General features: G+C 71.7%; 27 protein-coding genes and 3 pseudogenes. 15 read left to right on the top strand and 15 right to left on the bottom strand.

Annotated features, from left to right (window positions below; all coding sequences use genetic code 11):
- Positions 1–5: 5 nt before the first annotated feature.
- Together ABD371_RS01820 and ABD371_RS01815 are read right to left on the bottom strand one after the other, a co-directional pair.
- A pseudogene (locus tag ABD371_RS01820) lies at positions 6–1304 on the bottom strand (maleylpyruvate isomerase N-terminal domain-containing protein).
- Positions 1301–1882: a sigma-70 family RNA polymerase sigma factor gene (locus ABD371_RS01815; protein WP_344471865.1), complete on the bottom strand. Its 582-nt coding sequence runs from the start codon at positions 1880–1882 to the stop codon at positions 1301–1303. Before ABD371_RS01815 ends, ABD371_RS01820 begins: the two are co-directional and overlap by 4 nt.
- Before the next feature lie 211 nt (positions 1883–2093).
- Here ABD371_RS01815 and ABD371_RS01810 point away from each other — a divergent pair, with 211 nt between their 5' ends.
- Both ABD371_RS01810 and ABD371_RS01805 read left to right on the top strand, forming a co-directional pair.
- Positions 2094–2468 (top strand): STAS domain-containing protein, encoded by a 375-nt coding sequence (locus ABD371_RS01810; RefSeq protein ID WP_344471863.1) that lies wholly within the window; start codon positions 2094–2096, stop codon positions 2466–2468.
- Positions 2469–2567: 99 nt separating this feature from the next.
- Complete coding sequence (locus tag ABD371_RS01805) at positions 2568–3083, top strand: EF-hand domain-containing protein (RefSeq protein WP_344471861.1); 516 nt, start codon at positions 2568–2570, stop codon at positions 3081–3083.
- Between the two features lie 56 nt (positions 3084–3139).
- On the opposite strand, the gene ABD371_RS01800 is transcribed toward ABD371_RS01805, so the two are convergent.
- The 3 genes and pseudogenes from ABD371_RS01800 to ABD371_RS01790 all read right to left on the bottom strand — a co-directional run bounded on the left by ABD371_RS01800 (position 3140) and on the right by ABD371_RS01790 (position 4166).
- Entirely contained in the window at positions 3140–3652 is a 513-nt protein-coding gene (locus tag ABD371_RS01800) for a GNAT family N-acetyltransferase (protein WP_344471859.1), read from the bottom strand.
- Positions 3653–3728: 76 nt separating this feature from the next.
- Positions 3729–3998 (bottom strand): annotated as a pseudogene (locus ABD371_RS01795) (hypothetical protein); the annotation flags it as partial.
- Positions 3922–4166 (bottom strand): annotated as a pseudogene (locus ABD371_RS01790) (hypothetical protein). The pseudogenes ABD371_RS01795 and ABD371_RS01790, both read right to left, overlap by 77 nt.
- A 271-nt stretch (positions 4167–4437) precedes the next feature.
- On the opposite strand from ABD371_RS01790, the gene ABD371_RS01785 reads away from it, so the two are divergent.
- A complete protein-coding gene (locus ABD371_RS01785; RefSeq protein WP_344471857.1) occupies positions 4438–4659 on the top strand; it encodes a GNAT family N-acetyltransferase in 222 nt (73 codons plus the stop codon).
- A gap of 252 nt (positions 4660–4911) precedes the next feature.
- A complete protein-coding gene (locus ABD371_RS01780) occupies positions 4912–5670 on the top strand; it encodes a MerR family transcriptional regulator (protein WP_344471855.1) in 759 nt (252 codons plus the stop codon).
- Between the two features lie 268 nt (positions 5671–5938).
- On the opposite strand, the gene ABD371_RS01775 is transcribed toward ABD371_RS01780, so the two are convergent.
- Positions 5939–6460, bottom strand: a complete 522-nt coding sequence (locus ABD371_RS01775) for an SMI1/KNR4 family protein (protein WP_344471853.1) — start codon at positions 6458–6460, stop codon at positions 5939–5941.
- A 104-nt stretch (positions 6461–6564) separates the two neighbouring features.
- A complete protein-coding gene (locus ABD371_RS01770; protein WP_344471851.1) occupies positions 6565–7248 on the bottom strand; it encodes a TetR/AcrR family transcriptional regulator in 684 nt (227 codons plus the stop codon).
- 106 nt (positions 7249–7354) lie between these two features.
- On the opposite strand from ABD371_RS01770, the gene ABD371_RS01765 reads away from it, so the two are divergent.
- Positions 7355–8281, top strand: a complete 927-nt coding sequence (locus ABD371_RS01765) for an NADP-dependent oxidoreductase (protein ID WP_344471849.1) — start codon at positions 7355–7357, stop codon at positions 8279–8281.
- A gap of 290 nt (positions 8282–8571) precedes the next feature.
- Here ABD371_RS01765 and ABD371_RS01760 read toward each other — a convergent pair whose 3' ends face one another.
- Entirely contained in the window at positions 8572–8772 is a 201-nt protein-coding gene (locus ABD371_RS01760; protein WP_344471847.1) for a DUF397 domain-containing protein, read from the bottom strand.
- Positions 8773–8843: 71 nt separating this feature from the next.
- Positions 8844–9557, bottom strand: a complete 714-nt coding sequence (locus tag ABD371_RS01755) for a GntR family transcriptional regulator (RefSeq protein ID WP_344471845.1) — start codon at positions 9555–9557, stop codon at positions 8844–8846.
- Between the two features lie 273 nt (positions 9558–9830).
- On the opposite strand from ABD371_RS01755, the gene ABD371_RS01750 reads away from it, so the two are divergent.
- On the top strand, positions 9831–10052 hold the full coding sequence (locus tag ABD371_RS01750) for a hypothetical protein (protein WP_344471843.1): 222 nt from the start codon (positions 9831–9833) through the stop codon (positions 10050–10052).
- Positions 10053–10084: 32 nt separating this feature from the next.
- The gene (locus tag ABD371_RS01745; protein ID WP_344471841.1) at positions 10085–10222 is read left to right on the top strand and encodes a hypothetical protein; all 138 of its coding nucleotides are present in this window, start codon (positions 10085–10087) and stop codon (positions 10220–10222) included.
- A gap of 253 nt (positions 10223–10475) precedes the next feature.
- On the opposite strand, the gene ABD371_RS01740 is transcribed toward ABD371_RS01745, so the two are convergent.
- The 4 genes from ABD371_RS01740 to ABD371_RS01725 form a co-directional block, all read right to left on the bottom strand.
- Entirely contained in the window at positions 10476–11000 is a 525-nt protein-coding gene (locus ABD371_RS01740) for a DUF6879 family protein (protein ID WP_344471839.1), read from the bottom strand.
- Positions 10984–11190, bottom strand: a complete 207-nt coding sequence (locus ABD371_RS01735) for a hypothetical protein (protein WP_344471837.1) — start codon at positions 11188–11190, stop codon at positions 10984–10986. Before ABD371_RS01735 ends, ABD371_RS01740 begins: the two co-directional genes overlap by 17 nt.
- A gap of 140 nt (positions 11191–11330) precedes the next feature.
- A complete protein-coding gene (locus ABD371_RS01730; RefSeq protein WP_344471835.1) occupies positions 11331–12113 on the bottom strand; it encodes an isoprenyl transferase in 783 nt (260 codons plus the stop codon).
- Between the two features lie 118 nt (positions 12114–12231).
- A complete protein-coding gene (locus ABD371_RS01725) occupies positions 12232–12921 on the bottom strand; it encodes a hypothetical protein (RefSeq protein ID WP_344471833.1) in 690 nt (229 codons plus the stop codon).
- 135 nt (positions 12922–13056) lie between these two features.
- On the opposite strand from ABD371_RS01725, the gene ABD371_RS01720 reads away from it, so the two are divergent.
- On the top strand, positions 13057–13620 hold the full coding sequence (locus tag ABD371_RS01720; RefSeq protein WP_344471831.1) for a GNAT family N-acetyltransferase: 564 nt from the start codon (positions 13057–13059) through the stop codon (positions 13618–13620).
- A 70-nt stretch (positions 13621–13690) separates the two neighbouring features.
- Here the strand turns inward: ABD371_RS01720 and ABD371_RS01715 are convergent, their stop codons facing one another.
- Positions 13691–15187, bottom strand: coding sequence for a class I adenylate-forming enzyme family protein (locus ABD371_RS01715; protein WP_344471829.1), 1497 nt, complete (start codon positions 15185–15187; stop codon positions 13691–13693).
- A gap of 147 nt (positions 15188–15334) precedes the next feature.
- Between ABD371_RS01715 and ABD371_RS01710 the strand changes: the two genes are divergently transcribed.
- From ABD371_RS01710 to ABD371_RS01695, 4 genes are all read left to right on the top strand, one after another.
- A complete protein-coding gene (locus ABD371_RS01710; RefSeq protein WP_344471827.1) occupies positions 15335–16528 on the top strand; it encodes an amidohydrolase family protein in 1194 nt (397 codons plus the stop codon).
- Positions 16528–17661, top strand: coding sequence for an acyl-CoA dehydrogenase family protein (locus tag ABD371_RS01705; protein WP_344471825.1), 1134 nt, complete (start codon positions 16528–16530; stop codon positions 17659–17661). Before ABD371_RS01710 ends, ABD371_RS01705 begins: the two co-directional genes overlap by 1 nt.
- Before the next feature lie 4 nt (positions 17662–17665).
- A complete protein-coding gene (locus ABD371_RS01700) occupies positions 17666–18553 on the top strand; it encodes an acyl-CoA dehydrogenase family protein (RefSeq protein ID WP_344471823.1) in 888 nt (295 codons plus the stop codon).
- A 345-nt stretch (positions 18554–18898) separates the two neighbouring features.
- Positions 18899–19357: an ATP-binding protein gene (locus tag ABD371_RS01695; RefSeq protein ID WP_344471821.1), complete on the top strand. Its 459-nt coding sequence runs from the start codon at positions 18899–18901 to the stop codon at positions 19355–19357.
- Between the two features lie 6 nt (positions 19358–19363).
- On the opposite strand, the gene ABD371_RS01690 is transcribed toward ABD371_RS01695, so the two are convergent.
- Positions 19364–20290: a cyclase family protein gene (locus tag ABD371_RS01690; protein WP_344471819.1), complete on the bottom strand. Its 927-nt coding sequence runs from the start codon at positions 20288–20290 to the stop codon at positions 19364–19366.
- 120 nt (positions 20291–20410) lie between these two features.
- Here ABD371_RS01690 and ABD371_RS01685 point away from each other — a divergent pair, with 120 nt between their 5' ends.
- The 3 genes from ABD371_RS01685 to ABD371_RS01675 are packed head-to-tail and all read left to right on the top strand — an operon-like array spanning position 20411 to position 23506.
- The gene (locus ABD371_RS01685) at positions 20411–21292 is read left to right on the top strand and encodes an SDR family oxidoreductase (protein WP_344471816.1); all 882 of its coding nucleotides are present in this window, start codon (positions 20411–20413) and stop codon (positions 21290–21292) included.
- Entirely contained in the window at positions 21285–22460 is a 1176-nt protein-coding gene (locus tag ABD371_RS01680) for an acyl-CoA dehydrogenase family protein (RefSeq protein WP_344471814.1), read from the top strand. The genes ABD371_RS01685 and ABD371_RS01680 overlap by 8 nt, the downstream gene beginning before the upstream one ends.
- Complete coding sequence (locus ABD371_RS01675) at positions 22457–23506, top strand: alcohol dehydrogenase catalytic domain-containing protein (RefSeq protein WP_344471812.1); 1050 nt, start codon at positions 22457–22459, stop codon at positions 23504–23506. The genes ABD371_RS01680 and ABD371_RS01675 overlap by 4 nt, the downstream gene beginning before the upstream one ends.
- Positions 23507–23509 lie beyond the last annotated feature (3 nt).

Here is a 23509-nt window from a genome sequence, read left to right as displayed (position 1 = left end):
GGGTGTCACACCCGGCTCAGGGACGCGGCGGCGAAGAGCACGTCCCTGATCGCCTCGCGGTCGCCGTCCTGCCCCGCCGCCGCTTCCTCCGGCGGGACGTGCCCCGCCACCAGCCGGCAGAACTCCACCCGGTCCAGTGCCACCTGCGCCACCGTCCGGTCGGCCGAGCCCAGCGCCGCGGGCGAGTCGAGCGGGATGTACCAGTCGCCGCCGCCCGCGCCCTCGATCTCCAGCCGCAGTGAGCGGCCCGGGGCACCCGCCGGGACCAGCTCCCTGGCCGGGCCCGCGAGCCCCGCCCGGCGGCGTCCGGCCAGGGCCGAGGGCAGTAGCCGGGCCGCCAGGTCCACCATCCGGTGCAGATGGGAGCCCCGGGGCGGCTCGTACGGATAGTCCACCGCCTCCGCGATGTCGTCGGCGTGCGTCCAGCACTCGAAGGCGCGGTCCAGCAGGGAGTCCCGCAGCGGCAGCGAGAAATCGCCGTACGAGACGGACAGCTCGGCCACGCCCCGGCTCGCGAACGACACCGTGCGGATCAGGGTGTGGCTCTGGTCCCGCCACAGCTCGTGCACCTCCTCGGCGGTCGGCGGGTGCTCGGACCGCCAGAAGCGCTCGCTGCGCCGCGCCGGGGAGTGCGGTGCGTCGCGGCCCAGCGGATCGTCCAGCCCGAGGGCGGCGGAGACCAGTCCGTCCACGGTCATCAGATGCCCGATGACCCCGGCCACCGTCGTCTCCCGGTGCGCCTCCTCCCGGCCGTCGAACCACTTCAGCCGCACCGGGTGGTTCCACTCCGCCTTGCCGATGTCCCGCAGCAGCGCGTCCAGCCGGGCGGTCTCCGCGTCATAGGGCGAGGCTCACTCCGGCACCGGGACACGGGCGGGCCGGCGGCCCAGACAGTTCTCCAGGACCCGGAACCGCAGCAGCGGATCGAGGTCCAGATCGCGCTCGGTGTGCAGCAGGGAGACCGCGTCGCGCAGTCTCAGCGCCTCCTCGGCGCAGGGCGCGCACTCGCCGAGGTGCGCCTCGACCGCCTCGGTCTCCCCGGCGGAGCAGGCGGCGAGCGCCCAGGCCCCGAGGAGGGACTTCAGCACGCTGTGGGACGGGGGCGCTTCCTCACCGACCGGCGCGCCGGGCCCGGTGTCCGGGTCGTCGTCGTGGTCGTCGGCGGCGGTGCGGGGCCCGGGTATGCGCGGCGCCTCCCGCCGGTCCCCGGCGAGACGGCTCTCGGGCCCGGCGGGGCTCCCGTACCACTCCTGGCCGTCGTCGCCGCCGCTCTCCTCGCGGCCCTCGTCCAGCGGCCCGTTCACGAGGAGCGCCCGTATCCGGGTGGCGAGGAGCCCTCCAGCGGGCGGCTGTGCGCGGTCGACAGCAGCTGGAGACCGAGCCGCAGCCTGCGCCGGGCCTCGTCCTCGCTCACCCCGAGGTCCTCGGCGGTCTGCCGGTAGTCCATGTGCTGGTGGTACGCCCGTTCCAGCGCGGCCCGCAGCGGGGCGGGCATCGAGGTGACGATGTAGTCGGCGCGGGCCGCCACCGCCGCCCGGCGCACCTTCAGCTCCAGTTCCTCCGGCGAGCCGCCCCGGCCGTCCGCGAGCGCCGCCGCCTCGCTCTGGCGGAGCCGGTGCACGGCCTGGCTGTTGGTCAGCTTGGCCATCCAGGAGCGCATCGAGCCCTGCTTGGGGTCGTACGCGTCGGGGTTCTCCCAGACATAGCCGAACACCTCACGGGTCACCTGGTCCGCCGCCGCGTCGTCGTCGAGCACCCGGTGCGCCAGCATGTGCACCAGCGAGGCGAACCTGTCGTACAGCTCGCCGAGCGCCGCCGCCTCTCCCCGTGCCAGCCGCTGCTGCATCCTGTGGTCCCAGCGCGGCGGTGTGTCCTTTGCCATACGGCCCCCAAGCCCCAGCCCGTGCCCTGCTTCGTGCTCCGAGTCTTTCCGTACCTGTCCCCCTCCCCGCGAATGTAATGCGCGCGGATACTCGCGTACGCCCCTTTGCTTCAAGTGCGCCCCCCGGGGAAGGCCGAGGTGATAGGGGGCGGCGCCCCTGGAGGAATGTGCGGTGACATGATGCTCTATGCCTGCTAAGGGAGGTTTTGCGGTGACGCTCACTGTGGGCGAGGCCAGACAGGGCGGGTGGACCGTGCTGCGCGTCCGCGGCGAACTGGACCTCGTGTCCTCGCCGGAGGTCCGCCGCGAGGTGCACGCCGCCGTCGCGGCGGGCCACCGGGAGGTCGTCCTCGACCTGTCGGACGTGCTGTTCTGCGATTCCAGCGGGGTCGGCGTCCTCATCGCCGCCCGCCGGCTGCTCCACTCCTGCGGCGGCCGGCTCCGCCTCGTACTCCCCGACCGGGGCCCGGCGGAGGGGTCCCATGTGAACCGGGTGCTCGGCGCGCTGGGCGTACGCCGTCTCTTCGATGTGTACGCCGACGCCGCATCAGCCACCGGTGACGAGCCGGAGGCACTCCCGGCGTGAGCGCCCCCCGGCGCGTTTCCGGGGGCGCGCCGTCCGCCGGATCCGGTGAATTGGCGGGTACTTGCACGCGTCAGCCATCCGGGGCCGTACGCTCCCCGCATGGACAGCGCAGAGTACGAGCGCAAGATCGCGTCTCGCTTCGCCGCCTTTGACCAGGACGGCAACGGCTATATCGACCGGCAGGACTTCAGCGGGGCGGCTGCCGCCCTGCTCACGGAGTTCGCCACCACCGCCCGCTGCGCGCGGGGGCAGGCCCTCTACAGCGGCGCGGAGGCGTTCTGGCAGGGCATGGCCGGGATCGCCGACGTGGACGGTGATCAGCGGGTCTCGCGGCAGGAGTTCGTCACCGGCGCGGTGAAGCGCCTCCGGGACAACCCCCACCGCTTCGCCGAGATCGCCCGCCCCTTCCTCCACGCGGTCATCGCCATCGCGGACGAGGACGGCTCCGGCCTCACCCTCGCCGCCGTCGAGCGCGTACTGAAGGTCCTCGGCGTCGATCCCGCCCTGGCGAGCGCCGCCGCGCGCGCCCTCGACGCCGACGGCGACGGCCGCGTCACCGAGGAGGAAGTGCTGACCGCGCTCGCCTCCTACTACGTGACCCCCGAGCACCCGTAACAGCCCGCGCCCCGGGGCCCGCCGTCGCCGGACGGCGGGCCCCTCCTTCCGTACGGTCAGCGCACCAGCTCCGCCGCGAGCAGATCCATCAACAGCCCGTCGTGCCAGCCGCCGTCCGCATCCCTCTCGTACTGCCGCATCACCCCGACCGGCCGAAACCCCACCTTCGCGTAACACCGGATCGCCGCCGCGTTGTCCGCCGCCGGATCAATCGTCAGCCGATGATGCCCCTGATCATCGATCAAATGCCGCGCCATCACCCGCACCGCGTCCGTCCCCAGCCCCTTCCCGTGCACCGCCGGATCCAGATACAGATCGATCCCCGCATGCCGGTAATCCGGCTCCTCCTCCGCGGTCCACTGAATCAGCCCCACGACCCGCCCCTCATACTCGATCGCCAGACACCGCGTCTCCGGATCCCTCAAATCCTCCGCCGTCTCCGCCGCCAGATCCTCCCCACCCCGCCATCTCGCCCGCACTTCGGGCGTGGCCCGGATCGCGGCCAGCGCGGGGATGTCAGAAGTGTCGGCGGGGCGGAGTGCGACGAAATCGCCGTGCAGCACAGTCATGCCCGAGGACCCTACGGGCCGGGGGCCTCCGCGGAAACGGTGTTTTCACGTCGTCGGCCCGGGGGCCTGGCCCGTCTCAGTCCACCGGGCACGGCACGACGGCTCCGGTCGCCATGCCGTTGTAGGCGAGCGAGTACTCACTCAGCTCGACGCTGCGGACAAGGACCCCCGGGAAGTCCTCGAAGCGGGCGAGGGCATCCGCGATGGCTTCGGTGAGGCTCGGAGCGTCCACGTAACACGTGAAGAGCGAGAAGACCCCGGGCCGCTGCTCAAGCCCCACATCGCCGTCGGCGAAGCTGTCGAGCCCGGCGAGAGTGTCCTCCTGCTCCGGGGTGAGCGGGTCCTGAGTCTCTGGGGGTGCAGTGCACGGTCACGCTGTCATTTGCATGGGCAGCAAATGACATAGCCCCAGTGATGACGGTTCTTTGTCGTGCGTCACCTCAAGACCGCGCGCCTCCGCCCTTTGGAGCGCCGCTTCGACGTCCTTCTTCTGATGCCGGTCTCCCAGTCCCATGGAGGTTACGTCCTACTCCTGGAGTTCGGCCATCAGAAGCGATTGAGCAAGACTTCACCCCTTTGAGCTGTCCACTCCGAGACAGCCGAGAAAGGCCAGCGGCACCAGCTGGAAAATACCCACGCCGGACTGGTCGCCAGCGGTGCGCCGGGGCTGAGCACGCGGCTCTGGGCGACGCCCTGCGGAATCCGATGGTGCGACGCGGCGGGAGAGGGGCCGGCTCCCGGCCAGGTGAATGTCGCCCACGGCCTCTGTCCGGCGTGGAGGGGGCGTGGCCTGGCCTACCCGCGCGGTCCTCTTGGTGTCCCGGTACGCGGCCGGTGAGGGCGGGGAGGAGGCGGTGATGCAGGTGGAGCCGGGGAATCCCGCGTCCGCCGCGGTCGCCCGGCGGGCGGGGTTCACTCCTGGCGGGCAGCCGTACAGCAGGGACGGCACGCGGTTCGACGGGTACGTCCGGGACCTGCGTGCCGTTCACTGGGGCAGGGATGTCTGAGGCCGCACCTGCCGGTGGACGGGTGGTGGCAGGCGCGGCCGGGGATCCGCCGTGCGGAACCGGTGGGTGCCGAGGGACCGCTGAGCCGTGTTTGAGAAGTGGCTGGTGTGCTGGGCGGGCCGTCCGGAAGAGTCGCGGGCGACCATCCGGATGGTGAGGGCGCGGGCTTGCGATTGCCGCTGCGGCAGCTTCTACCGTCCTGAGCAGGGCCGGAGAAACCGGCCCGGTGACGCGATCGTGAGGGAGACAGCGATGGACCGGCCTATCGCGGAGGTCGCTCGGCTGTCGGGCGTGACCGCCCGGACCCTGCGGCACTATGACGAGGTTGGTCTGCTGCCGCCGGCCCGAATCGGGGCCAACGGTCACCGCTATTACGAGGACCATCAGCTTCTGCTGTTGCAGCAAATTCTCGTACTACGGACGCTGGGTGTAGGGCTTCCCGAGGTCGGCCGGATCCTGGCTGAGCAGGTCGACAAGGTGGACGCCCTGCGTGGCCACCATCGGCGGCTGCTCGCCGAGCGAGACCGGCTCGACGCCCTGGCAGGCACCGTCTCCCGCACGATCGCCGAACTGGAGCAGTCCAGGAAGGACGGCAATTCCGTGACCATCAACCGACCGGAGAACCTGTTCGAGGGCATTCAGCCCTCCCAGTACCAGGAGAGCCTGCGCGACTTTCCCGAGCACGCCGAGGAAGTCGCCCGCACGGTCGCCGTGATGACCCCGCAGGACATCGAGGCCGGACAGCGCGAGCGCACGACGCAGATGGTTCTGCTGGCTGACCTGATGGCCGCCGGCCACCCGGCCGACGCCGCGCCAGTGCAGGCCCAGATCGATGCCCAGTACCAGGCCATGACCGAACTGCGGCCCGTGTCGGCCGAGGAGTACCGCGCCATCGGGCGCTCCTGTGTGGACAACAGTGCCTGGCGCGCCGCGTACGAGGCGATCGCACCTGGCCTGGCCCCGTACCAGCGCGACGCCATCGAGGTGTACGCCACCACCCGGCTCAGCTGACTGGGGACCGGGCCGGTCCCAGGGGCCGGCCCGGAAGGCAGTCGGTCCGTCGCACCAACAGGCTCACCTCGCCCGGACTATCAGTCACCGAGCGAGGTGCTGCCCGTCATGTGAACATCGAACCCAGCCCGACACGGGGAACCCTGGTGGTCCAACCCCCGCGGGGCCGGCCCAGGCCGTGGTCGTCGGGTTCGGCCCGTTTGCCGCCCGGCGGCTCCTTCTGGGCTTGGCCATTCCGCTGGGCACCGGCCGCGTTCTCAAACACGGCCTAGGTCAAGGACTCGTAGAACAGGCGGGCCGGAGGGGCGCAACCCGCCATGACGTCCTCGCCCTTGAGGTAGGCCAGCAGCCAGTCGCTGAACGTCATTTCGTAGAGCTCGTACTCCCCGCTGTCCATTTCCTGTACGACGACGGCCCATGGTGCTGACGGCTCGTGGGGTACTCGTAGGAGGATTTCCTCCGCTGTTGTTCCCCTTGCGATCGGCAAAAGCTCTCCGGGGTGAGATCCAGCCTTACTGGGAAGGAACTCCGCCAGCACTTCTTCTTCCATGTCGAGCCAGGACTCGAGCGACTCCTTGATGCTTTCACCCAGGTTCCGGAACCGATGGCCAGGGTGGTCCAGGTATAACTTTTCGCTGATCAGGACTGGGCCGTAGGCATCGGTTATCTCCCGGAAGTCGGCGGGAAAGGAGACCCCGAGCTCCTGTTCCAGCTGGATCCACGGAGCGGGATCCGACCAATGGAAGCGGGGCTCCCCCAGCAGTGCCTTGATTTCCTCAAGTGTCGCCACTCTTCTCCCCTTGTGCACAGGCGCGCGAGACCGCGCGAGCCGGCTCCGCCGAAGAGTATGGTCCGCCACTGACAACGAGGTTGACGGCCGCGCCGGACAACCGGTCACCCCGTTCGGTGCGGTGGCTTGTAGAGGTCGCCAAGGCGGAGCGGCGCGGGCCGGGGCAGAGGAGTGCCGTCCGTCGGAGGGCAGGACTGGAGGAAGTAGGCGAGCAGCCGGCGGGACGCGGCCATGGAGGCCGCCGCCGGGGAGTCTCGTACGACGCCGTTGTTGGCCAGGAGGAACAGGGTGACGTCGCTGGGGTCGAAGTCCTCGCGCAGCTGTCCGGTGTCTTTCGCGCGCCGCACCAGCCGGGCGAGGCCCGCCTCGGCGCGGGTGCGCTCGTGGTGGACGCCGGGCGTGTCGGGGAATTGGGAGAGGAACGCGGCGCTGAAACCGCGGTCCTGGGCCTGCATCGTGCACACCTTGGTGAGGACGCTGCGGAGTCCGCGCCAGGGGTCGTCGTCCTGGAGGGCCTCGTCGAGGGCGGCGACGCACTGGCCGAGTTGTTCGGAGAAGGCGGCGGCGATCAGTGAGCCGCGTGTCGGGAAATGGCGGTAGAGGGTGGCGGCACCCACGCCCGCTCTGCGGGCGATCGCGCTGGAGGGTACGTCGGGACCGTTGAGGGCGTACGCCTCGCGGGCGGCCCGGAGGAGCCGGGCGCGGTTGTGACGGGCGTCGGCTCTCTGGCCCGGGGTGGGAGGGCCGGAGGCGGAGGGGGGCGGGTTCCGAGGCAGTTGGGCGGGCATGTCTCCCACTTAACCGCAAACGGAAGGGGTCGACCGTTTAGCGCATTAGCGTGACCTGGTGCCGCGGTGCCCCGCGGTCACCTCTGTCGCGGAGAGCTGGTTCCCCATGTTGGCTGTGCAGTACCACCGCTATGGCGGTTCCGAGGTCCTTGGCGTGGAGGAGATCGAAGAGCCGCACGCCGGGCCCGGTCAGGTCCGCATCGCGGTGCGGGCCACCGGAGTGACCCCTGCTGACTGGTACCTGCGCTCGGGAAGGCTGCGGTCCGTCGTCACCGTGGAATTCCCCCATGTCCCCGGCATGGACGCCGCGGGAATCGTCGACGAGGTGGGAGCGGGGGTGACCGGCACCGCCGTGGGGGACGCGGTCTTCGGCCTCGTCCCCTTCCTGGACCAGGGAGGTGCCGCGGCCCAGTACGCCGTGCTGGAGGCGTGGGCGGCCAAGCCCCGGTCGTGGTCCTTCGAGGAAGCGGGCGGTGCCGCGGGCAATATCGACTCGGCCACCCGTGTGCTGGAAGCGCTGGGAGCCGCCGAAGGCATGACCCTGCTGATCGATGGTGCCGCCGGAGGCGTCGGCACCATCACCGCGCAACTCGCCCGGGCCCGCGGCCTCACCGTGATCGGCACCGCGAGCGAGCGCAACCACGGCTTCCTCGACCGGCTCGGTGTCGTACCGGTCACCTACGGGCCGGGGCTGGCCCAGCGCCTCGCCCCCCTGGCTCCGCCCGGTGTCGATGTGGCTCTGGACGCGGCCGGCAAGGGCTCCCTCGCCGAACTGGTGGCCATCGTCGGCGACCCCCACCGCGTGGTGACCATCGCGGACTTCGACGCCGACCGGCACGGAGTACGGTTCTCCCGCTCCGAGGCCGGAGAGTCACCGGGCCGGGCAGGGCTTCCCCTGGCGGCCGACCTCGCCGACCGCGGCCTCCTCACCGTTCCGCTGCACGCCGTGTTCCCGCTCCAGGAGGCCGCCGCGGCTCATGACGTCAGCGCCACCGGCCACGCGCGAGGCAAGATCGTCATCACCGTGCCCTGACATGCCGGGACTTCGACCGCGACCGGCGGCCGTCAGCCTTCGACGGCCATCCGGACGCCGAGAACGAGCAGCAGACCCGAGCGGTACGAACTCCACCCCGAACGGGCTTCCACGGCCCCGGGCGCGGCTTCCTCCCCTGCCTCTGGCGGGCGTTCACCAGCGTCTTGACGCCGAAGACGATCAGGACCGCGGCGTCTCGTGGCTGATCGTGTCCGCGAATATCCAGGCCGGGTATGGGAAACCCCGTCCGGGCGGTCGGCCGCCGAACGGGGTTCGCCAGAGCGGGGGGCTCAGCTCACATCGGTGTTCCGGGCGAGGGTCACCAGGCCGGTGAACGCGGAGGGGGTGAGCATGAGGACGGGGCCGTCGGTCCGCTTGCTGTCCCGGACGGGGACGACGCCGGTGGTGGGCACGCTCGTCGGGGCCCACTCGACGCATGCGCCGCCGTTCTCGCTGTAGCTGGACTTGATCCAACCGGTCAGGTCGCTCATTGGCGTACTCCTTGGCGAGTTGCTGAAGACAGGACACTGGCTCTGCGGACGACAACGCGTCGGCGCTCCGACTAAAGGGTGTACTCGTAGCCGATCGTGAGATCAGTCGGAAGACACCATTCGCCGTAGCAGATCAGCCCTTGGTCATCCGCCCATTCATGAGCGCCCGCCAGGATCGGGCTGTCGACCGCGACAGTCAGCAGATGTGCTTCCCGCTCGTCCGCGTTTCTGCCGTGCATGGCGTCACGGCCCGATGTGACGCGGCGCCCGGTGGTCTCCTCGATCCGTTGCAGCACGCTGTCTGCCTTCGCCGGTGAGGTGGAGAAGATGTCGGGCACGTTGCCGAAGGTCGCCGGGTACCAGTCCACGGCGAGCATGAGCCGATGCTGACCTTTGCCGGTCACGTACTCACGGCGGATGAGCTGGTCCCCGGGGTCAAGGTCGAACAGTTCCGCCAGATACAGCGGCGGAATGAAGAGGCCGGCGAACGTCACCCGCGCGGTCTCGCCACGAGCGAAGAGCGAGCCCGTCCTTATCGTCCGTGCCAGCCGGTCTCGCGCGGACGCGGCACCTTTGGGCCGCTCGGCGACGAAGGTGCCGCGATGTGTCGTGACCACGTAGCCCTCGACCTGTAGCCAGGACAGGGCGTTCCGGATCGTCGCCGTTGCCACGCCGTGCTCGGTGGACAAGTTCTTGATGGACGGCAGCCGATCACCAGGAGAAAGGTCACCGTCTCGGATCTTCGTCCGGTAGTGCTCCGCGATCTGCTCGTAAGGATGCGCCATGCGAGCCACCATCCCACCTTTGAGCTAGTTCACTCAAGGAGCTTGCTAGCAGAACTAGTTGCCCATATCTTCGAGCTAGCTCGCTCACTCAAGGTGAGCAAATGGCTACGCCGCGGGCTGCCCTTGGGGTGTGCCCTGCCTCGGCACGTTCAACGGACAAGAGCATCGAAGTGAGGCCAGACGCAATGAGACAAGCAGCGAGGACCGACGGTGCACGGGCCGACGGCGGTACGGATCTCCACACCTCGCCTCCTGGTGGCACTGAGGGTCGGCATGAGTGACGCTCTCGCGGTCGGTGCACTCGCGTACGACGTCAGAGTGAGGCGGGTGGGTGTGGTGATGGAGGAGTGCGGTACCCACTACGCGCTGCGGCCTCCGCAGGGTGGTCGGGAGTGGGACGCGCCGGTGGAGGACGTCCGCTCGGCCACGGCCGCCGACTGGCTCTCGGCGGCCGTGGCCGAGCGGAACGAGATCAGCAGGAAGGGGCGGCCCTGATGCGCGGGCGGCCCGAGGTTCCAGCGGACCCGGTGCAAGGCGATCCCCCGCCCGCGAGCGGCAGCGGCCCCCGTACGCGCCGTACGGCTGCGGAGAAGGCGGCGGCCCGCGACCGCGTCCTCGCCGACCGGACCACCGTCATCACCATTACACCCGGGGCGATTCCCTGAAAGCCATCGCCCGGACGTACGACGTCCACGCCCCCTGGCTCGCCGCCCGCCTCACCCGCTGGGGCGTCCCCGTCCGCACCCACGCGCACGCGACCTCCCACACCCACGTACACCGGGACAGCGACACCGGAGCCGTCACGGGCATCCACTGCCCCGACCCCCACTGCGGACGCAAGAAACCGAAGCCGTGCACGACTGGCGGCGGCGAAAGCTGAGTACAGCTGCCAGCTCCGGCCCGGACCGGTCGAGCTGATCAGGCTGGATGGCCACCGTTCACGTACTCCTGAAAGGGCACCGACTCCGCGATCGCGATGCGCTGGTACTCGATGAAGGGGGAGACATCGCCCTCGAATACCTCGCGGTTGATCTGTGTGCCGTCCTCCTCATAGTTCATGAGGACCACCTCTGACCGGTCGAACATCCAGAAGTCTTGAACCCCCTCAAGAGGGTTCGGCCGGTTGGTCGCATCGAGGATGCGAATGTTGTCGCCGGCCTGGGCGTGCACCTCGTAGTAGCGGCTGAACTCGAACCGCAGATAGTCGGAGAGTGGTTGCGTCACGATGTGTACGCGGCCGTTGTGCTTGCCCTCGGTTCGCTGGCGCGAGACGCGTTCGGTGTACGCGGAAGCCGTGTAGGGAGGCAGTGGCCGCCCCTCGCGGAAGGCCGAGAACTCTTCAGCTTCCTGCGGTACGAGATACTGCGGGAGGGTTTCGAGCCGCCATGCTTCGTGTGCGATTCCCGTGAATCGTCGGCTCCAGTTCTCACCGGCCAAGAGCACGAAAAGCCTCCCGCAATGTCTCCTCCGGGATCTCCACGAGCCCCTCCCTCTCCGGTGCGTCGAACACGCGGGACATGTCGCCCTGAACCACGAACGACCCCTTCGCCGTGCGGTAGACGTTCGGGCAGTCCTCCCCTCCGCACGTGCCGTTTCCGTTGCCGGTGAGCCGGGTCAGTTCCTCACGAGCCATGATCGAACCCCCTTGGGTCCGGGGCCGGTCGGCCCCTGATGGCCATGACCGTACGGGGGTGCCGACCGGGCGTCCATGCAGGGACGCGACTATGCGCGTTGTGGCATAAACCCGTGTGGGCGGAGGCTGTCCGGGGCACTTCACTTGCCGAAGCGTCGCTCGCGGTTCGCGTACGAGCGGAGGGCGCGGAGGAAGTCGACGTGGCGGAAGGCGGGCCAGTAGCAGTCGACCCAGTGCATTTCGGCGTAGGCGGACTGCCAGAGGAGGAAGCCGGAGAGGCGCTGTTCGCCGGAGGTGCGGATGATGAAGTCGGTGTGGGCGGCGGTGGGGGAGTAGAGGTGGCGGGAGATGTCCTCGATCTCGAAGCGTTCGACGAGTTCGAGGGGGTCGCCGCCGGAGGAGATGTGGTCTTCGAAGGCGCTTTTGACGGCGTCGACGATTTCGCGACGGCCGCCGTAGCCGATGGCGATGTCGACTTTGAGGCCGCCGCGGCCGGTGGTGGTGGAGGTGGCTTCCTTGAGGACGCGGGCGCTGGCGCCGGGGAGCATGTCGAGGGAGCCGATGACCTGGACCTCCCAGGGGCGGCCGGGGGCGGTGATGTCCTGGACGGTCTCTTCGATGACTTCGATGAGGGGGACGAGCTGTTCGGCGGGGCGGCCGAGGTTGTCGTCGGAGAGCATGAAGAGGGTGACGTGCTCGATGCCGGCGGCGGTGCACCAGCCGAGGAACTCGGTGGCTTTGGCGCCGCCGGCGCGGTAGCCGTCGCGGACGTCGGAGAGGCCGGCCTGCCGGGCCCAGCGGCGGTTGCCGTCGAGCATGATGCCGACGTGTTTCGGGCGCGGGAGCCCCGCCAGGGTGGAGGCCAGGCGGCGCTCGTAGACCGCCTCGATCGGCCGCCGGAGGAACAGCGGGAGCAGCTTCATGGACGATCTCCATCGCGCGTCGGGGAACCCTTGGCGGACGCTATCAGGGGCTGGTCGGCGGCCTGGGCGGGCCTCTCCAAGAACGGTGCTGATCAGGCCACTTGCCGAGGCGGGCGGGCTAGCTTCCGGTGAGGTCCACCAGACAGCGGCAGTGCGGATCGGCCTCGTCGACCGTGCGGAGCCCCTCCTCGGCGAGCAGGGCGGGGAGGGAGGCGAGGAGGGTGGTGACGCCGCTGGAGGGTCGGACGTCGGCGGCGATGACGCTGGGGGCGCTCTCGCTGTCGAGGTAGAGGCGGAGCCGGTCCTTGGTGAGATAGAGGAATCCGCGCAGCCGGGGGTCGGGCCGCTCCTCGGCGGCGGGGGCGGTGATGCCGTGCAGGACGGTCAGGGCCCGGTCGTCGCGGTTGGCGGTGCAGGGGGCCAGAGTGGCGGGATCCACGCGGATGAGGGTCATGCCCATGACGTCGCTCACACGGCTGGTGGACCAGATGTGGGTGCCGGTGAGGAGGGTTCGCAGGATCCCGGTGATGTCGTGGCCGGTGCGGAGTTCCCCGTGCTCCCCGTTCGCGCGGAGGGGGATCTCGTAGCCGAGGAGCCCTTCGGGGGTACGGGTCTTTCTGCTGCCGATGACGAAGCGGACGGCCTCGGCGGGTGCGGGCGCGGGGAGGATGCCGCGGAGGTAGAGATCGGCGGCGAGGGGCGCGTGGATGTGGTGGAGCAGCAGCCGGGTGATCTCCGCCTGTTGTCGCGCGACGTCTTCGTCGGCGGTGATGGTGGCGGCTGTTGTCGATTTCACCGGTCGGGGCACGTGGCCACACCTCTGAGGTAGACGGTGATGACTCCGGACTTGTGGCGGCACCACCTTGCCACGATCAGGGGTGTCCCGACGTGGGTGTAGAGGGCATGGTTACTGGATCCGGACACAGAGCGGGAGGGGACGGCGATGACAGTGCGGGAGACGGTCACTGTGGAGCGGCTGGACGGGGCGGGGGCCGCGCGGGCGGAGGGGGAGTTGCGGAAGGTGTACGCGGAGGTGTTCGCGGAGCCGCCGTACTTCGAGACGGCGGAAGGAGTGGAGGCCGGTTTTCTGCGGTTCGACTCGAAGGTGCGGGAGCCGGGGTTCAGGGCGGCGATCGCGCGGGACGCGGACGGGGAGCCGGTGGGGATGGCGTACGGGCACGCGCTGGGGGCGGCGACCGAATGGTGGGACCGCATGATCACGCCGGTGGCCGAGGGGATGGACCGGGAGGACGGGCGGCGCACGTTCGGGCTGATGGAGCTGGCGGTACGGGCCCGCTGGCGGCGGCTGGACGTGGGGCGGCGGCTGCACGGCGCGCTGATCGAGGGGGCGGGCGAGGAGCGGGTGATGCTGAACATGTGGCCGGAGGCGACGGCCGCGCTGGCGGCCTACCGGCGGTGGGGGTACCGAAAGGTGGGGGAGGCACGCGGTGGGGCCGATGGATTCGTCATGGATGTGATGATCCTCGATCTGCCCCAGGGGGCATGACTCCCGCGCCCGTGAGCCCCGCGCCCGTGAGCCCCGCGTCCGTGAGCCCCGCGTCCGTGGGCCGGGCCCATCAGGAGAAGCGCTCCCGCAGCCGCTGCTTGAGCACCTTCCGGAGCGAGCCCCCGCGCGGCAGCTCCGGCACCGTCTCCAGCCGCTCGGGGAGTTTGTGCACCGCCAGGCCGCGCTCCCGGAGGAAGGCGGTGGCGGCCGGCAGGGTGAGCGGCTCGGCGGCGGGGCGGAGCACCACCACCGCGCAGACGCGTTCGCCGCGTACGGGGTCGGGCAGGCCGACGACGGAGGCCTCGGCGACGGCGGGGTGGGCGTGGAGGAGATCCTCGATCTCGCGCGCGGAGATGTTCTCGCCCTTGCGGATGATGATGTCCTTGAGTCTGCCGGTGAGCACCAGATGCCCGTCCGCGGTGAGCCGCCCCAGATCGCCGGTGCGCAGAAAGCCGTCCTCGTCGAAGGCCTCCGCCGTCAGCGCCGGGTCCAGATACCCCCGGCACACCGCCTCGCCGCGCAGCCGCACCTCCCCGTCCACGATCCGGATCTCCATCCCGGGCGGCGGGCGGCCCTCGGTGGCCGCCAGGTTTCCGGGGGTGTCGCCGGGGGATCCCATGGTGATCATCGGGGCCTCGGTCATGCCGTAGCCGTGGGCGAGTTCGCAGCCCAGCTCGCGGACGACCGCGTGGTACAGCTCCGGCGGTCGGGGCGCGCCGCCGCCCGCCAGCAGACGGAGGGTGGGGATCAGCGGGCGGCCGGGGTGCTCGCGCTGCTCGGCGAGGAGCATCGAGTAGAAGGCGGTCGAGCCGCCGGCCGTGGTGACGCCGTGCCTCCGGTACTCGGCGAGCGCCCCGGGGAGGGCGAACCGCTCGAAGAGGACCGCGGGGAAGCCGTACATCAGCAGCATCACCAGATAGTCCACGCCGCCTATGTGCGCGTACGGGAAGGCGATCGAGCCGATGTCGTCGGCGGTGAGCCGCAGCGCGTGGGCGAGGCAGGAGCCGCCCGCGATCAGGGAGCGGTCGGTGTGCAGGACGCCCTTGGGGTCGGCGGTGGTGCCGGAGGTCCAGTGGATCCAGCGTACGGCGGTGCCGTCGGCGGGCGGCGGGGGCAGGATCGAGGGGTCGCCGCGCGGGAGGTCCCCGTACGCCTCGAAGACGCCGCGCGCGCCGAGGCGGCGGGCCATCGCGGTGTGATCGAAGCCGCGCCGGACGCCGGGGACGGCGAAGAACTCGGCCTTGGACTCGCGCAGTACATAGGCGACTTCGCGGTCGCGGTGGAAGGGGATGACGGGGGACTGGACCGCGCCGAGCCGGGCGAGCGCGAGGGAGAGCAGGACGGTCTCGACACGGGTGGGGAGCTGCCAGGCGACCACGGTGCCGGGGCGGACCCCGCGCTCGAAGAGCCCGGCGGCGGCCGTCTCCGCGCCGTCGCGCAGTTCGCCGAAGGTCAGGACGCGGTCGTCCTGGAGGAGGACGGGCCGGTCGGGGGTGAGCTCGGCGCGGCGGCGGGTCAGCTCCCAGAGGGTGGGCGAGCGGCCGAGGGCGTGCGCGGTCTCGTTCATCCCGTACCCCTCCACAGGTGATGGGCCGTCAGGTGCTGGCGAGAGCGTAGGGCCGCCCGCCTTGTCGGTCCAGGGGGCCGGGGCTAGCCTGATATCTGACGGGTCATCAGTTGAGGGCCGGTGAACAGGCCCCGCGGAGGGAACACCATGGCCGAGCTTCCCCGGATCGTCAGCGTCGACGACCATGTCATCGAGCCCGCGCACCTCTTCGAGACCTGGCTCCCGGCGAAGTACCGCGAGCGCGGACCCCGGCCGCTCACCGCGGGCATCGGCGAGCTGGCCTACATCGGCGGGAAGTACCGCATCACCATGGACCCCGAGGGCCCGCCCGCCGACTGGTGGATCTACGAGGATCTGCGGTTCCCGTACAAACGGAATATCGCGGCCGTCGGCTTTGACCGCGACGAGATGACCCTGGAGGGAATCACCCGGGCGGAGATGCGGCCCGGCTGCTGGGACCCGGCGGAGCGCCTCAAGGACATGGACCTCAACCATGTGGAGGCCTCGCTCTGCTTCCCCACCTTCCCCCGCTTCTGCGGCCAGACCTTCGCCGAGGCCAAGGACAAGGAGGTCGCCCTCGCCTGTGTCCGCGCCTACAACGACTGGATGGTCGAGGAGTGGTGCGGGGACAGCGGCGGCCGGCTGATCCCGCTCTGCATCATCCCCCTCTGGGACGTCTCCCTCGCCGTCGCCGAGGTGAAGCGGAACGCGGCGCGCGGGGTGCGGGCGATCACCTTCTCCGAGATCCCCACCCATCTGGGGCTGCCGTCGATCCACTCCGGCCACTGGGACCCGCTCTTCGCCGTCTGCGAGGAGACCGGGACCGTCGTCAACATGCACATCGGCTCCTCGTCCCAGATGCCGGCCGCCTCCCCCGACGCCCCGCCCGCCGTCCAGGCCGCGCTCAGCTTCAACAACGCGATGGCCTCGATGACGGACTTCCTCTTCAGCGGGGTCCTGGTCGCCTTCCCCCGGCTCAAGCTCGCCTACAGCGAGGGCCAGATGGGCTGGATCCCGTACGCCCTGGAGCGCGCCGACGACGTCTGGCGCGAGCACCGGGCCTGGGGCGGGGTCAAGGACACCGTTCCCGAGCCGCCCTCCACGTACTACTACCGGCAGATCTTCTGCTGCTTCTTCCGCGACAAGCACGGCATCGCCTCGCTCGACGCCGTCGGCCGCGACAACGCCACCTTCGAGACCGACTATCCCCATGTCGACTCGACCTTCCCCCACACCAAGGAGGTCGCGCTCGACCATGTGCGCGGACTCGACGAGGAGACCGTCTACAAGCTGATGCGCGGCAACGCCATCCGCATGCTCGGCCTGGACCTGGACCAGTAGTGGAGCTGGCCCACACCGAGGAGGAAGAGGAGTTCCGGGCCCGGCTGCGCCAGTGGCTCGCCCGCGCCCTGCCCGCGCTCCCCGGCCGCCCGGACCCCGGCGACTGGCCCGCCCGGCGCGCGTACGACACCGGCTGGCAGCGCACGCTGTACGAGGCCGGATACGGCAGGCTCCACTGGGACGCGCCCCCCGCCCAGCGGCTGATCTTCCTGGAGGAGACCGAACGCGCGGGCGCGCCCTACGTCGGGGCCAACTTCGTCGGCCTGCTGCACGCCGGGCCCACCATCGCCGCCGAGGGCACCGCCGAACAGCGCGCGCGCTGGCTCGAACCCGTGCTGCGCGGCGACGAGGTCTGGTGCCAGGGCTTCAGCGAGCCCGGCGCGGGCTCCGACCTCGCCTCCCTGCGCACCAGGGCGGTGCGCGAGGGCGACGACTACCTCGTCACCGGTTCCAAGGTCTGGACCTCCCACGCGGAGATCGCCGACTGGTGCGAACTCCTCGTCCGCACCGACCCCGCCGCCCCCAGACACCGGGGGATCTCCTGGCTCGCGATGCCCATGGACGCGCCGGGAGTGACCGTACGGCCGCTGCGCACCCTCACCGGGACCGCCGAGTTCGCCGAGGTCTTCCTCGACGGGGTACGGGTCCCCCTCGCCAACCGGATCGGCGCGGAGAACGACGGCTGGCGGGTCACCATGGTCACCCTCGCCTTCGAGCGCGGCACCGCCTTCGCGGGCGAAGTGGTGGCCTGCCGCCGCGCCCTGGACGGGATCGCCGCCGCCGCGCGGGCGGGCGGACAGTGGGACGACCCGGTGCTCCGGCGCACCCTGGGCCGGCTGAACGCCGAGTTCCGCGCGCTGTGGCGGCTGATCCAGTGGAACGCGAGCGAGTCCCGGGCGACCGGCGGACCCCCCGGCACGGGCGGCTCGGTCCTCAAGCTGCGCTACTCGCGCGCCCGTCAGGAGCTGTACGAGGCGGCGGCCCTGGTCGCCGGGGACGACGGCCTGGATCTGGACGGCCGCTGGACGGCGGAGCGGCTGGGCTCCCTCTCGTACACCATCGCGGCCGGCACCTCCCAGATCCAGCGGAACATCATCGCCGAGCGGATCCTCGGCCTTCCGAAGGGCGGCTGACGGCGTGGACTTCCGGCTCACCGAGGACCAGCGGGCGCTGCGCGCCGGGACCCGCGAACTGCTGGCGCGGCTCTGGCCGCCGCAGGCGCTCCGGGAGCCGGTGGACCGGGCCCGGCTGCGCGGGCTCTGGCGCGCGCTGGGGGACGCGGGGGTGTTCGCGCTGCGGCTCCCGGAGGCGGCGGGCGGGGTGGGGCTCGGGGCGGCCGAGGCGGTCCTCGTCTTCGAGGAGGCCGGCCGGGTGCTGCTGCCGGGGCCGCTGGTGGCCACCCATCTCGCCGCCGGGACGGTGGCGGGGGCCGCGACCGGCGAGAGCGTGGTCACCCGCGTCGACGGGGAGCTGGTGGCCTGGCTGGAGGCGGCCGACCGGGTCGCCGGGGACCCCGCCCCCGACCTCACCGGAGCCGTGCCGCTGCGCTCGGTCGACCCCCTCACCCCCCTGCACCGGCTCCCGCGCCCGGCGGCCGGGGGCCACGACCCGGCCGCCGCGCTGCTGACCGCCGCCGAACAGCTCGGCAGCGCCGCCCGCACCACCGAGTCCGCCGTGCGGTACGCGGGGGAGCGCGAGCAGTTCGGCCGGCCGGTGGGTTCGTTCCAGGCCGTCAAACACCTGTGCGCGGAGATGCTCGTACGGGTGGAACTCGCGCGGGTCGCGGTGTACGCGGCGGCCGTCACCGGGGACCCCGTCGAGATCGCCGGGGCCAAACTCCTCGCCGACGAGGCCGCCGTGCTGGGCGCGCGCGACTGCGTCCAGGTGTACGGCGGAATGGGCTTCACCTGGGAGGCGGAGGTCCATCTGCATCTCAAGAGGGCCTGGACACGCGCCCGGACATGGCCCGTGGCGGCGGCGGCCGAGGAGATCGAGGCGGAGACGCTGGGTGTCGGCGGCGGCTGACCGGCCCGCTCATCATCACTGAGCGTCGTGACCGGCTCGTGTCCTTCGCCCCGGCGGAGAACCCCGGCGGCGGGCTCCGGACCGGGTACCGTCCATGGGATGCGAGCCGTGTCGACTCCCCTGGCCAGGCGGTCTACGAGCCTCTGTTCGACTCTCCGCGGCGCGCGTCGCACAGTATGCGCCACGGGTACTCCTTCGCGCTGGAATATGCCCGAAGAGCTTGTTTCGGTGACTGTACGTCAACCATGCTGTTCCGTAAGAGTGTCACTTTCAGTGACCTGGTCGAGATCCATGGCCCAGTCGCGGCACAAGGCGATGTGTCCGCCGGTTCGGATGGTGTGAGCGGTGCAGGTGCTCCAGGTTCAGTTGGAGGTCGGGCCCGACCCCGCGGAGGTGGGTCGGGCGCGAAGATGGGCCCGCTCCCGGCTGGTCAAGTCCGGGATGCGGGGTGACGAGCCGCTGACCGACACCCTGATCCTGCTGATCTCCGAGCTGGTCACCAACGCCGTGGTGCACACCGGCTGCCCGGCCGTGCTGCGGGTCCTCTTCGGCGCGGGCGCCGTGGAGGCGGGGACCGTGCGCGTCGAGGTCGCCGACACCTGCCCCCGGCCGCCGCGCCCGAGGCACGCCGCCGGGGGCGACACCAGCGGGCGCGGCCTGGAGCTGGTCGACGGGCTCGCCGACCGCTGGGGCTGGCGGCGGGAGGGCTGCGGCAAGTCCATCTGGTGCGAGGTCGACCGGGGCGCGCCGGAGCCCGCGTACGAGCGCGAGGCGGCCCGCCTGCTGCTCACCGCCCGCCGTTGAGGCTTTTCACAGCACGGCGACGGGGGCCACGGGCGATCCCGTGCCGCCGACGAAGGGCTCGGGCGCGGCCGAGAGCAGGAAGGCGTACCGGCGCGCCTGTGCACAGGCTGTGGACAAGATTTCGAGATTCCAGTTCTGGCCCTGCGGCATCCCCATCTCGACCAGGTCCAGCGCGTGCACCGGCAGCCACAGCCCCTCGATCTCGGGCGGCGTGATCTCGAAGGTCAGGGTGTCGTTGGCGACGGCGGCGACATCCCGCGCGTGGAACCACTCGGGGGTGCGCACCGAGAGACCCGGGGAGGGGAAGCCGTAGCCCCGCCGGTCCCCGGCCAGACAGAGCGCGAGCTGACCGGTCCGTACGAGCACGACGTCCCCGGCGGCGACGGTCACCCGGCCGAACTCGGCCGCCTCGTCCAGGTCCTCGGGCGTCACCGCGTGCGCGGCGGGCAGCCGGTCGACGCCCTTGGTGCGGGCCACGTCCAGCAGGACGCCGCGCGTCAGGAGCGGGGGGAAGGAGTCGATTCCGCTGAACCGCGCCCGGGTGTGGGCGGTGATGGTGTCCGCCGGGCGGCCGTTGTAGATCCGGCCCGAGTGGGAGGCGTGGGTCAGGGCGTCCCAGTGGGTGGCCGCCTGGAGCCCCATGGTCACGGTGTCGTCGCTGACGGCCACCGCCCCCGGCCCGAACAGCTCCGCGTTGATCTGGGTCATGGTGTGCAGCGGGTCGACCCTGCCGGGGACCAGTCCGCTCTGGACCCCGCCCTGCCGCAGCGGGAGCGCCAGCGGGATCCGCTCCCCGCTCCGGACGGTGGCGACGCCTGCGCGCACCGCCTCGCCGGTGATCAGGTTGAGCGTCCCGATCTCGTCGCTCCCGCCCCAGCGGCCCCAGTTGTTGACGCGCCGGGCGATCTCGTGGAACTCCGGGGGAAGTGACATCGCCGATCGTGCCTCCTGAAGATGCGGCCCGGGGCTTGTGCTCGTGACTCCGGGCGGAGATGCTGTGCCTCGCCCACAGAAATCTAACGGTCCGTCAGAAACCGTCGGAAGGGGCCGGACATGGGGAACTTCTTGGCAGGCAAGGTCATCGCCGTCACCGGCGCGGGCCGGGGCATCGGCCGCGCGGTGGCACTGGTCGCGGCGGCCCAGGGGGCGGCGGTCGTCGTCAACGACCACGGCGTCGCCCTCGACGGCCGCGAGCCCGCCTCCGAGGTCGGCGAGTCCGTCGCCCGGGAGATCGCGGACGCCGGGGGGAGAGCGGTCGCCGTCGCCGACGACATCTCCACCATGGCGGGCGGGCAACGGGTGGTGGATGTCGCGCTCGCGGAGTACGGGCGGCTCGACGGGGTCGTCTGCGCGGCCGGGATCCTCCGCGAGCGGATGCTCTTCAACATGACCGAGGAGGAGTGGGATCCGGTCCTCGCGACCCACCTCAAAGGCACCTTCACCGTCTTCCGCGCCGCCTCGGCGGTGCTGCGGCGGCAGCGCTCCGGCACCCTCATCGGGGTCACCAGCGGCAGCCACCAGGGGTCCGTGGCCCAGGCGAACTACTCGGCCGCCAAGGGCGGCGTCGTCTCCCTCGTCCGCAGCGCCGCCCTCGGCCTCCACAAGTACGGTGTCACCGCCAACGCGGTCGCGCCCGTGGCGCGCACCCGGATGTCGGCGAACGTCCCCACCGAGCTGAAGGAGATCGGCGAACCCGAGGACGTCGCCGCGCTCGTCGTCTATCTGCTCTCCGACCGGGCCCGGGAGGTCACCGGGCAGGTCTACACGATCGCCGGCCCGAAGATCGCGCTCTGGGCGCAGCCGCGCGAGGTGCGCGCCGGGTACGCGGAGGGGGTCTGGACACCGGAGCGGATCGCGGAGTTCCTCCCCGGGACGGTGGGGGTGGATCCGATGCCGCTGCTGTCGCCGCCCGAACGGGGCGACGGGCATGGCTGACGACGACGGGTTCCGGGCGCGGGCGCGGGAGTGGCTGGCGGAGAAGGCCGGGGAGGAGTACCGGGGGGTCGGGGGCGGGCCGGGGAGCGAGCACGAGGGGCTGCCCGCGCGGCGGCGCTGGGAGCGGGAGCTGGGCCGGGCGGGGTGGATCGGCATCGGCTGGGGCGAGGAGGGGTACGGCAACCGGACCGCCACCCTCGCGCAGCAGGTCGTCTGGGCCGAGGAGTACGCCCGCGCCCGCGCCCCCGCCCGCGTCGGCCACATCGGCGAGAACCTCCTCGCCCCCACCCTCCTCCGCCATGGCACCCGGGCCCAGAAGGACCGCTTCCTGCCCCCCGTCGCCCGGGGCGAGGAACTCTGGTGCCAGGGCTACAGCGAACCCGGCGCGGGCTCCGACCTCGCCGCGATCAGGACCGCCGCCGTCCGGGACGGCCGCGCCTACCGGCTCACCGGCCAGAAGATCTGGACCTCGCTCGCCCAGCACGCCGACTGGTGCTTCGTACTCGCCCGCACCGACCCCGCCGCCGCCCGCCACCGGGGCCTGTCCCTCCTCCTCGTCCCAATGGACCAGCCGGGGCGCGTCGACGTCCGTCCCATCCGCCAGCTGACCGGCACCAGCGAGTTCAACGAGGTCTTCTTCGACGGGGCGCTCGCCCGCGCCGACCACCTCGTCGGCGGCGAGGGCGACGGCTGGCGCGTCGCCCTCGGCCTGCTCGCCAGGGAACGCGGCGTTGCCACCCTCGTACAGCAGATCGGCTTCGAACGGGAACTGGCCGACGTCGTCCGCACCGCGCACGCCACCGGCGCGATCGACGACCCCCTGCTGAGAGCGCGGCTGGTCACCCAGTGGGCCGAGCTGCGCGTCATGCGGTGGAACGCGCTGCGCACCCTGGGAGCCGGGGACGAGAGCGACGCGGGCGCGCCCAGCGTCGCGAAGCTGCTGTGGGGCGGCTGGCACCAGCGGCTGGGGGAGCTGGCGATGGCCGTACGGGGAGCGGCGGCCACGGCCGGGCCGTACGACTGGAGCGGGGAACGGCCGTACGCGCTCGACGCCGCGCAGCGGATGTTCCTGTTCACCCGGGCGGACACCGTCTACGGCGGCGCGGACGAGATCCAGCGCGACATCATCGCCGAGCGGGTGCTCGGCCTGCCGAGGGAGCCACGATGAGAGGTGTCGTCTTCGACGGCGTCACGGCCGAGGTCGTCGGCGATCTGGGGGTGCGGGGGCCGGGCCCCGGCGAGGTCCTCGTCGACATCGCCGCCGCCGGGCTCTGCCACAGCGACCTCGCGGTGATCGACGGGACCATCCCCTTCCCGGTGCCCCTCGTGCTGGGGCACGAGGGCGCGGGGGTGGTCGCGGCCGTCGGCCCGGGGGTCACGCATGTCGCGCCCGGCGACCATGTCGCGCTCTCCACCCTCGCCAACTGCGGCACCTGCGCGGACTGCGACCGGGGCCGCCCCACGATGTGCCGGCGCGCGATCGGCCGCCCCGGCAGGCCCTTCGGCCGTCTCGGCGCGCCGCTGCACCAGTTCGCCGCCAGCTCCGCCTTCGCCGAGCGCACGGTGGTCCGGGCCGTGCAGGCGGTACGCATCCCGGCGGACATCCCCCTGACCTCGGCCGCGCTGCTCGGGTGCGCCGTGCTCACCGGCGTCGGGGCGGTGCTGAACCGGGCCCGCGTCGGCCGGGGCGAGAGCGTCGTCGTCATCGGCGCGGGCGGCGTCGGCCTCAACGCGGTCCAGGGCGCGCGGCTCGCGGGCGCGTCCGCGATCGTCGCCGTCGACGTGGACCCGGCGAAGGAGAAGCCCGCCCGGCTCTTCGGCGCGACCGGCTTCCACCTCTCGCCCGGGGCCGTGCGCCGGACCCTGCCGACCGGGGCCGACCATGTCTTCGAGTGCGTCGGCGACACCGCCCTCGTCGGGCAGGCGATCGACCTCCTGGACCGGGGCGGCCAGGCCGTCCTCCTCGGCATGACCGCGCCCTCGGCCCGGGCGTCCTTCCCGCCGGCCGCGATGTTCCTCGACAAGTCGATCCTGGGCTGCCGCTACGGGTCCTCCCGCCCCCAGCACGACATCGCGCTGTACGCGGACCTCTACCGGCGCGGTCTGCTCCTCCTGGACGAACTGGCCACCCGTACCTACCCCGTCGAGGAGTTCTCCCGCGCGGCGGACGACGCCCGCGCCGGGCGGGTGACGCGCGCGGTGCTCACCTTCTAGTGC

This window comes from Streptomyces amakusaensis (assembly GCF_039532665.1).
GTDB lineage: Bacteria > Actinomycetota > Actinomycetes > Streptomycetales > Streptomycetaceae > Streptomyces > Streptomyces amakusaensis.
This window is presented reverse-complemented; position numbering and strand designations above follow the sequence as displayed.

Coding starts and splice junctions, on each gene's coding strand:
- ABD371_RS01680 (WP_344471814.1), top strand. CDS start 21,285: ATGGCTGACGACGACGGGTTCCGGGCGCGGGCGCGGGAGTGGCTGGCG.
- ABD371_RS01715 (WP_344471829.1), bottom strand. CDS start 15,187: ATGAACGAGACCGCGCACGCCCTCGGCCGCTCGCCCACCCTCTGGGAG.
- ABD371_RS01730 (WP_344471835.1), bottom strand. CDS start 12,113: ATGAAGCTGCTCCCGCTGTTCCTCCGGCGGCCGATCGAGGCGGTCTAC.
- ABD371_RS01755 (WP_344471845.1), bottom strand. CDS start 9,557: ATGGCGCATCCTTACGAGCAGATCGCGGAGCACTACCGGACGAAGATC.
- ABD371_RS01690 (WP_344471819.1), bottom strand. CDS start 20,290: ATGTCACTTCCCCCGGAGTTCCACGAGATCGCCCGGCGCGTCAACAAC.
- ABD371_RS01800 (WP_344471859.1), bottom strand. CDS start 3,652: ATGACTGTGCTGCACGGCGATTTCGTCGCACTCCGCCCCGCCGACACT.
- ABD371_RS01685 (WP_344471816.1), top strand. CDS start 20,411: ATGGGGAACTTCTTGGCAGGCAAGGTCATCGCCGTCACCGGCGCGGGC.
- ABD371_RS01780 (WP_344471855.1), top strand. CDS start 4,912: ATGGACCGGCCTATCGCGGAGGTCGCTCGGCTGTCGGGCGTGACCGCC.
- ABD371_RS01750 (WP_344471843.1), top strand. CDS start 9,831: ATGAGTGACGCTCTCGCGGTCGGTGCACTCGCGTACGACGTCAGAGTG.
- ABD371_RS01675 (WP_344471812.1), top strand. CDS start 22,457: ATGAGAGGTGTCGTCTTCGACGGCGTCACGGCCGAGGTCGTCGGCGAT.
- ABD371_RS01735 (WP_344471837.1), bottom strand. CDS start 11,190: ATGGCTCGTGAGGAACTGACCCGGCTCACCGGCAACGGAAACGGCACG.
- ABD371_RS01710 (WP_344471827.1), top strand. CDS start 15,335: ATGGCCGAGCTTCCCCGGATCGTCAGCGTCGACGACCATGTCATCGAG.
- ABD371_RS01760 (WP_344471847.1), bottom strand. CDS start 8,772: ATGAGCGACCTGACCGGTTGGATCAAGTCCAGCTACAGCGAGAACGGC.
- ABD371_RS01815 (WP_344471865.1), bottom strand. CDS start 1,882: ATGGCAAAGGACACACCGCCGCGCTGGGACCACAGGATGCAGCAGCGG.
- ABD371_RS01720 (WP_344471831.1), top strand. CDS start 13,057: ATGACAGTGCGGGAGACGGTCACTGTGGAGCGGCTGGACGGGGCGGGG.
- ABD371_RS01770 (WP_344471851.1), bottom strand. CDS start 7,248: ATGCCCGCCCAACTGCCTCGGAACCCGCCCCCCTCCGCCTCCGGCCCT.
- ABD371_RS01765 (WP_344471849.1), top strand. CDS start 7,355: ATGTTGGCTGTGCAGTACCACCGCTATGGCGGTTCCGAGGTCCTTGGC.
- ABD371_RS01805 (WP_344471861.1), top strand. CDS start 2,568: ATGGACAGCGCAGAGTACGAGCGCAAGATCGCGTCTCGCTTCGCCGCC.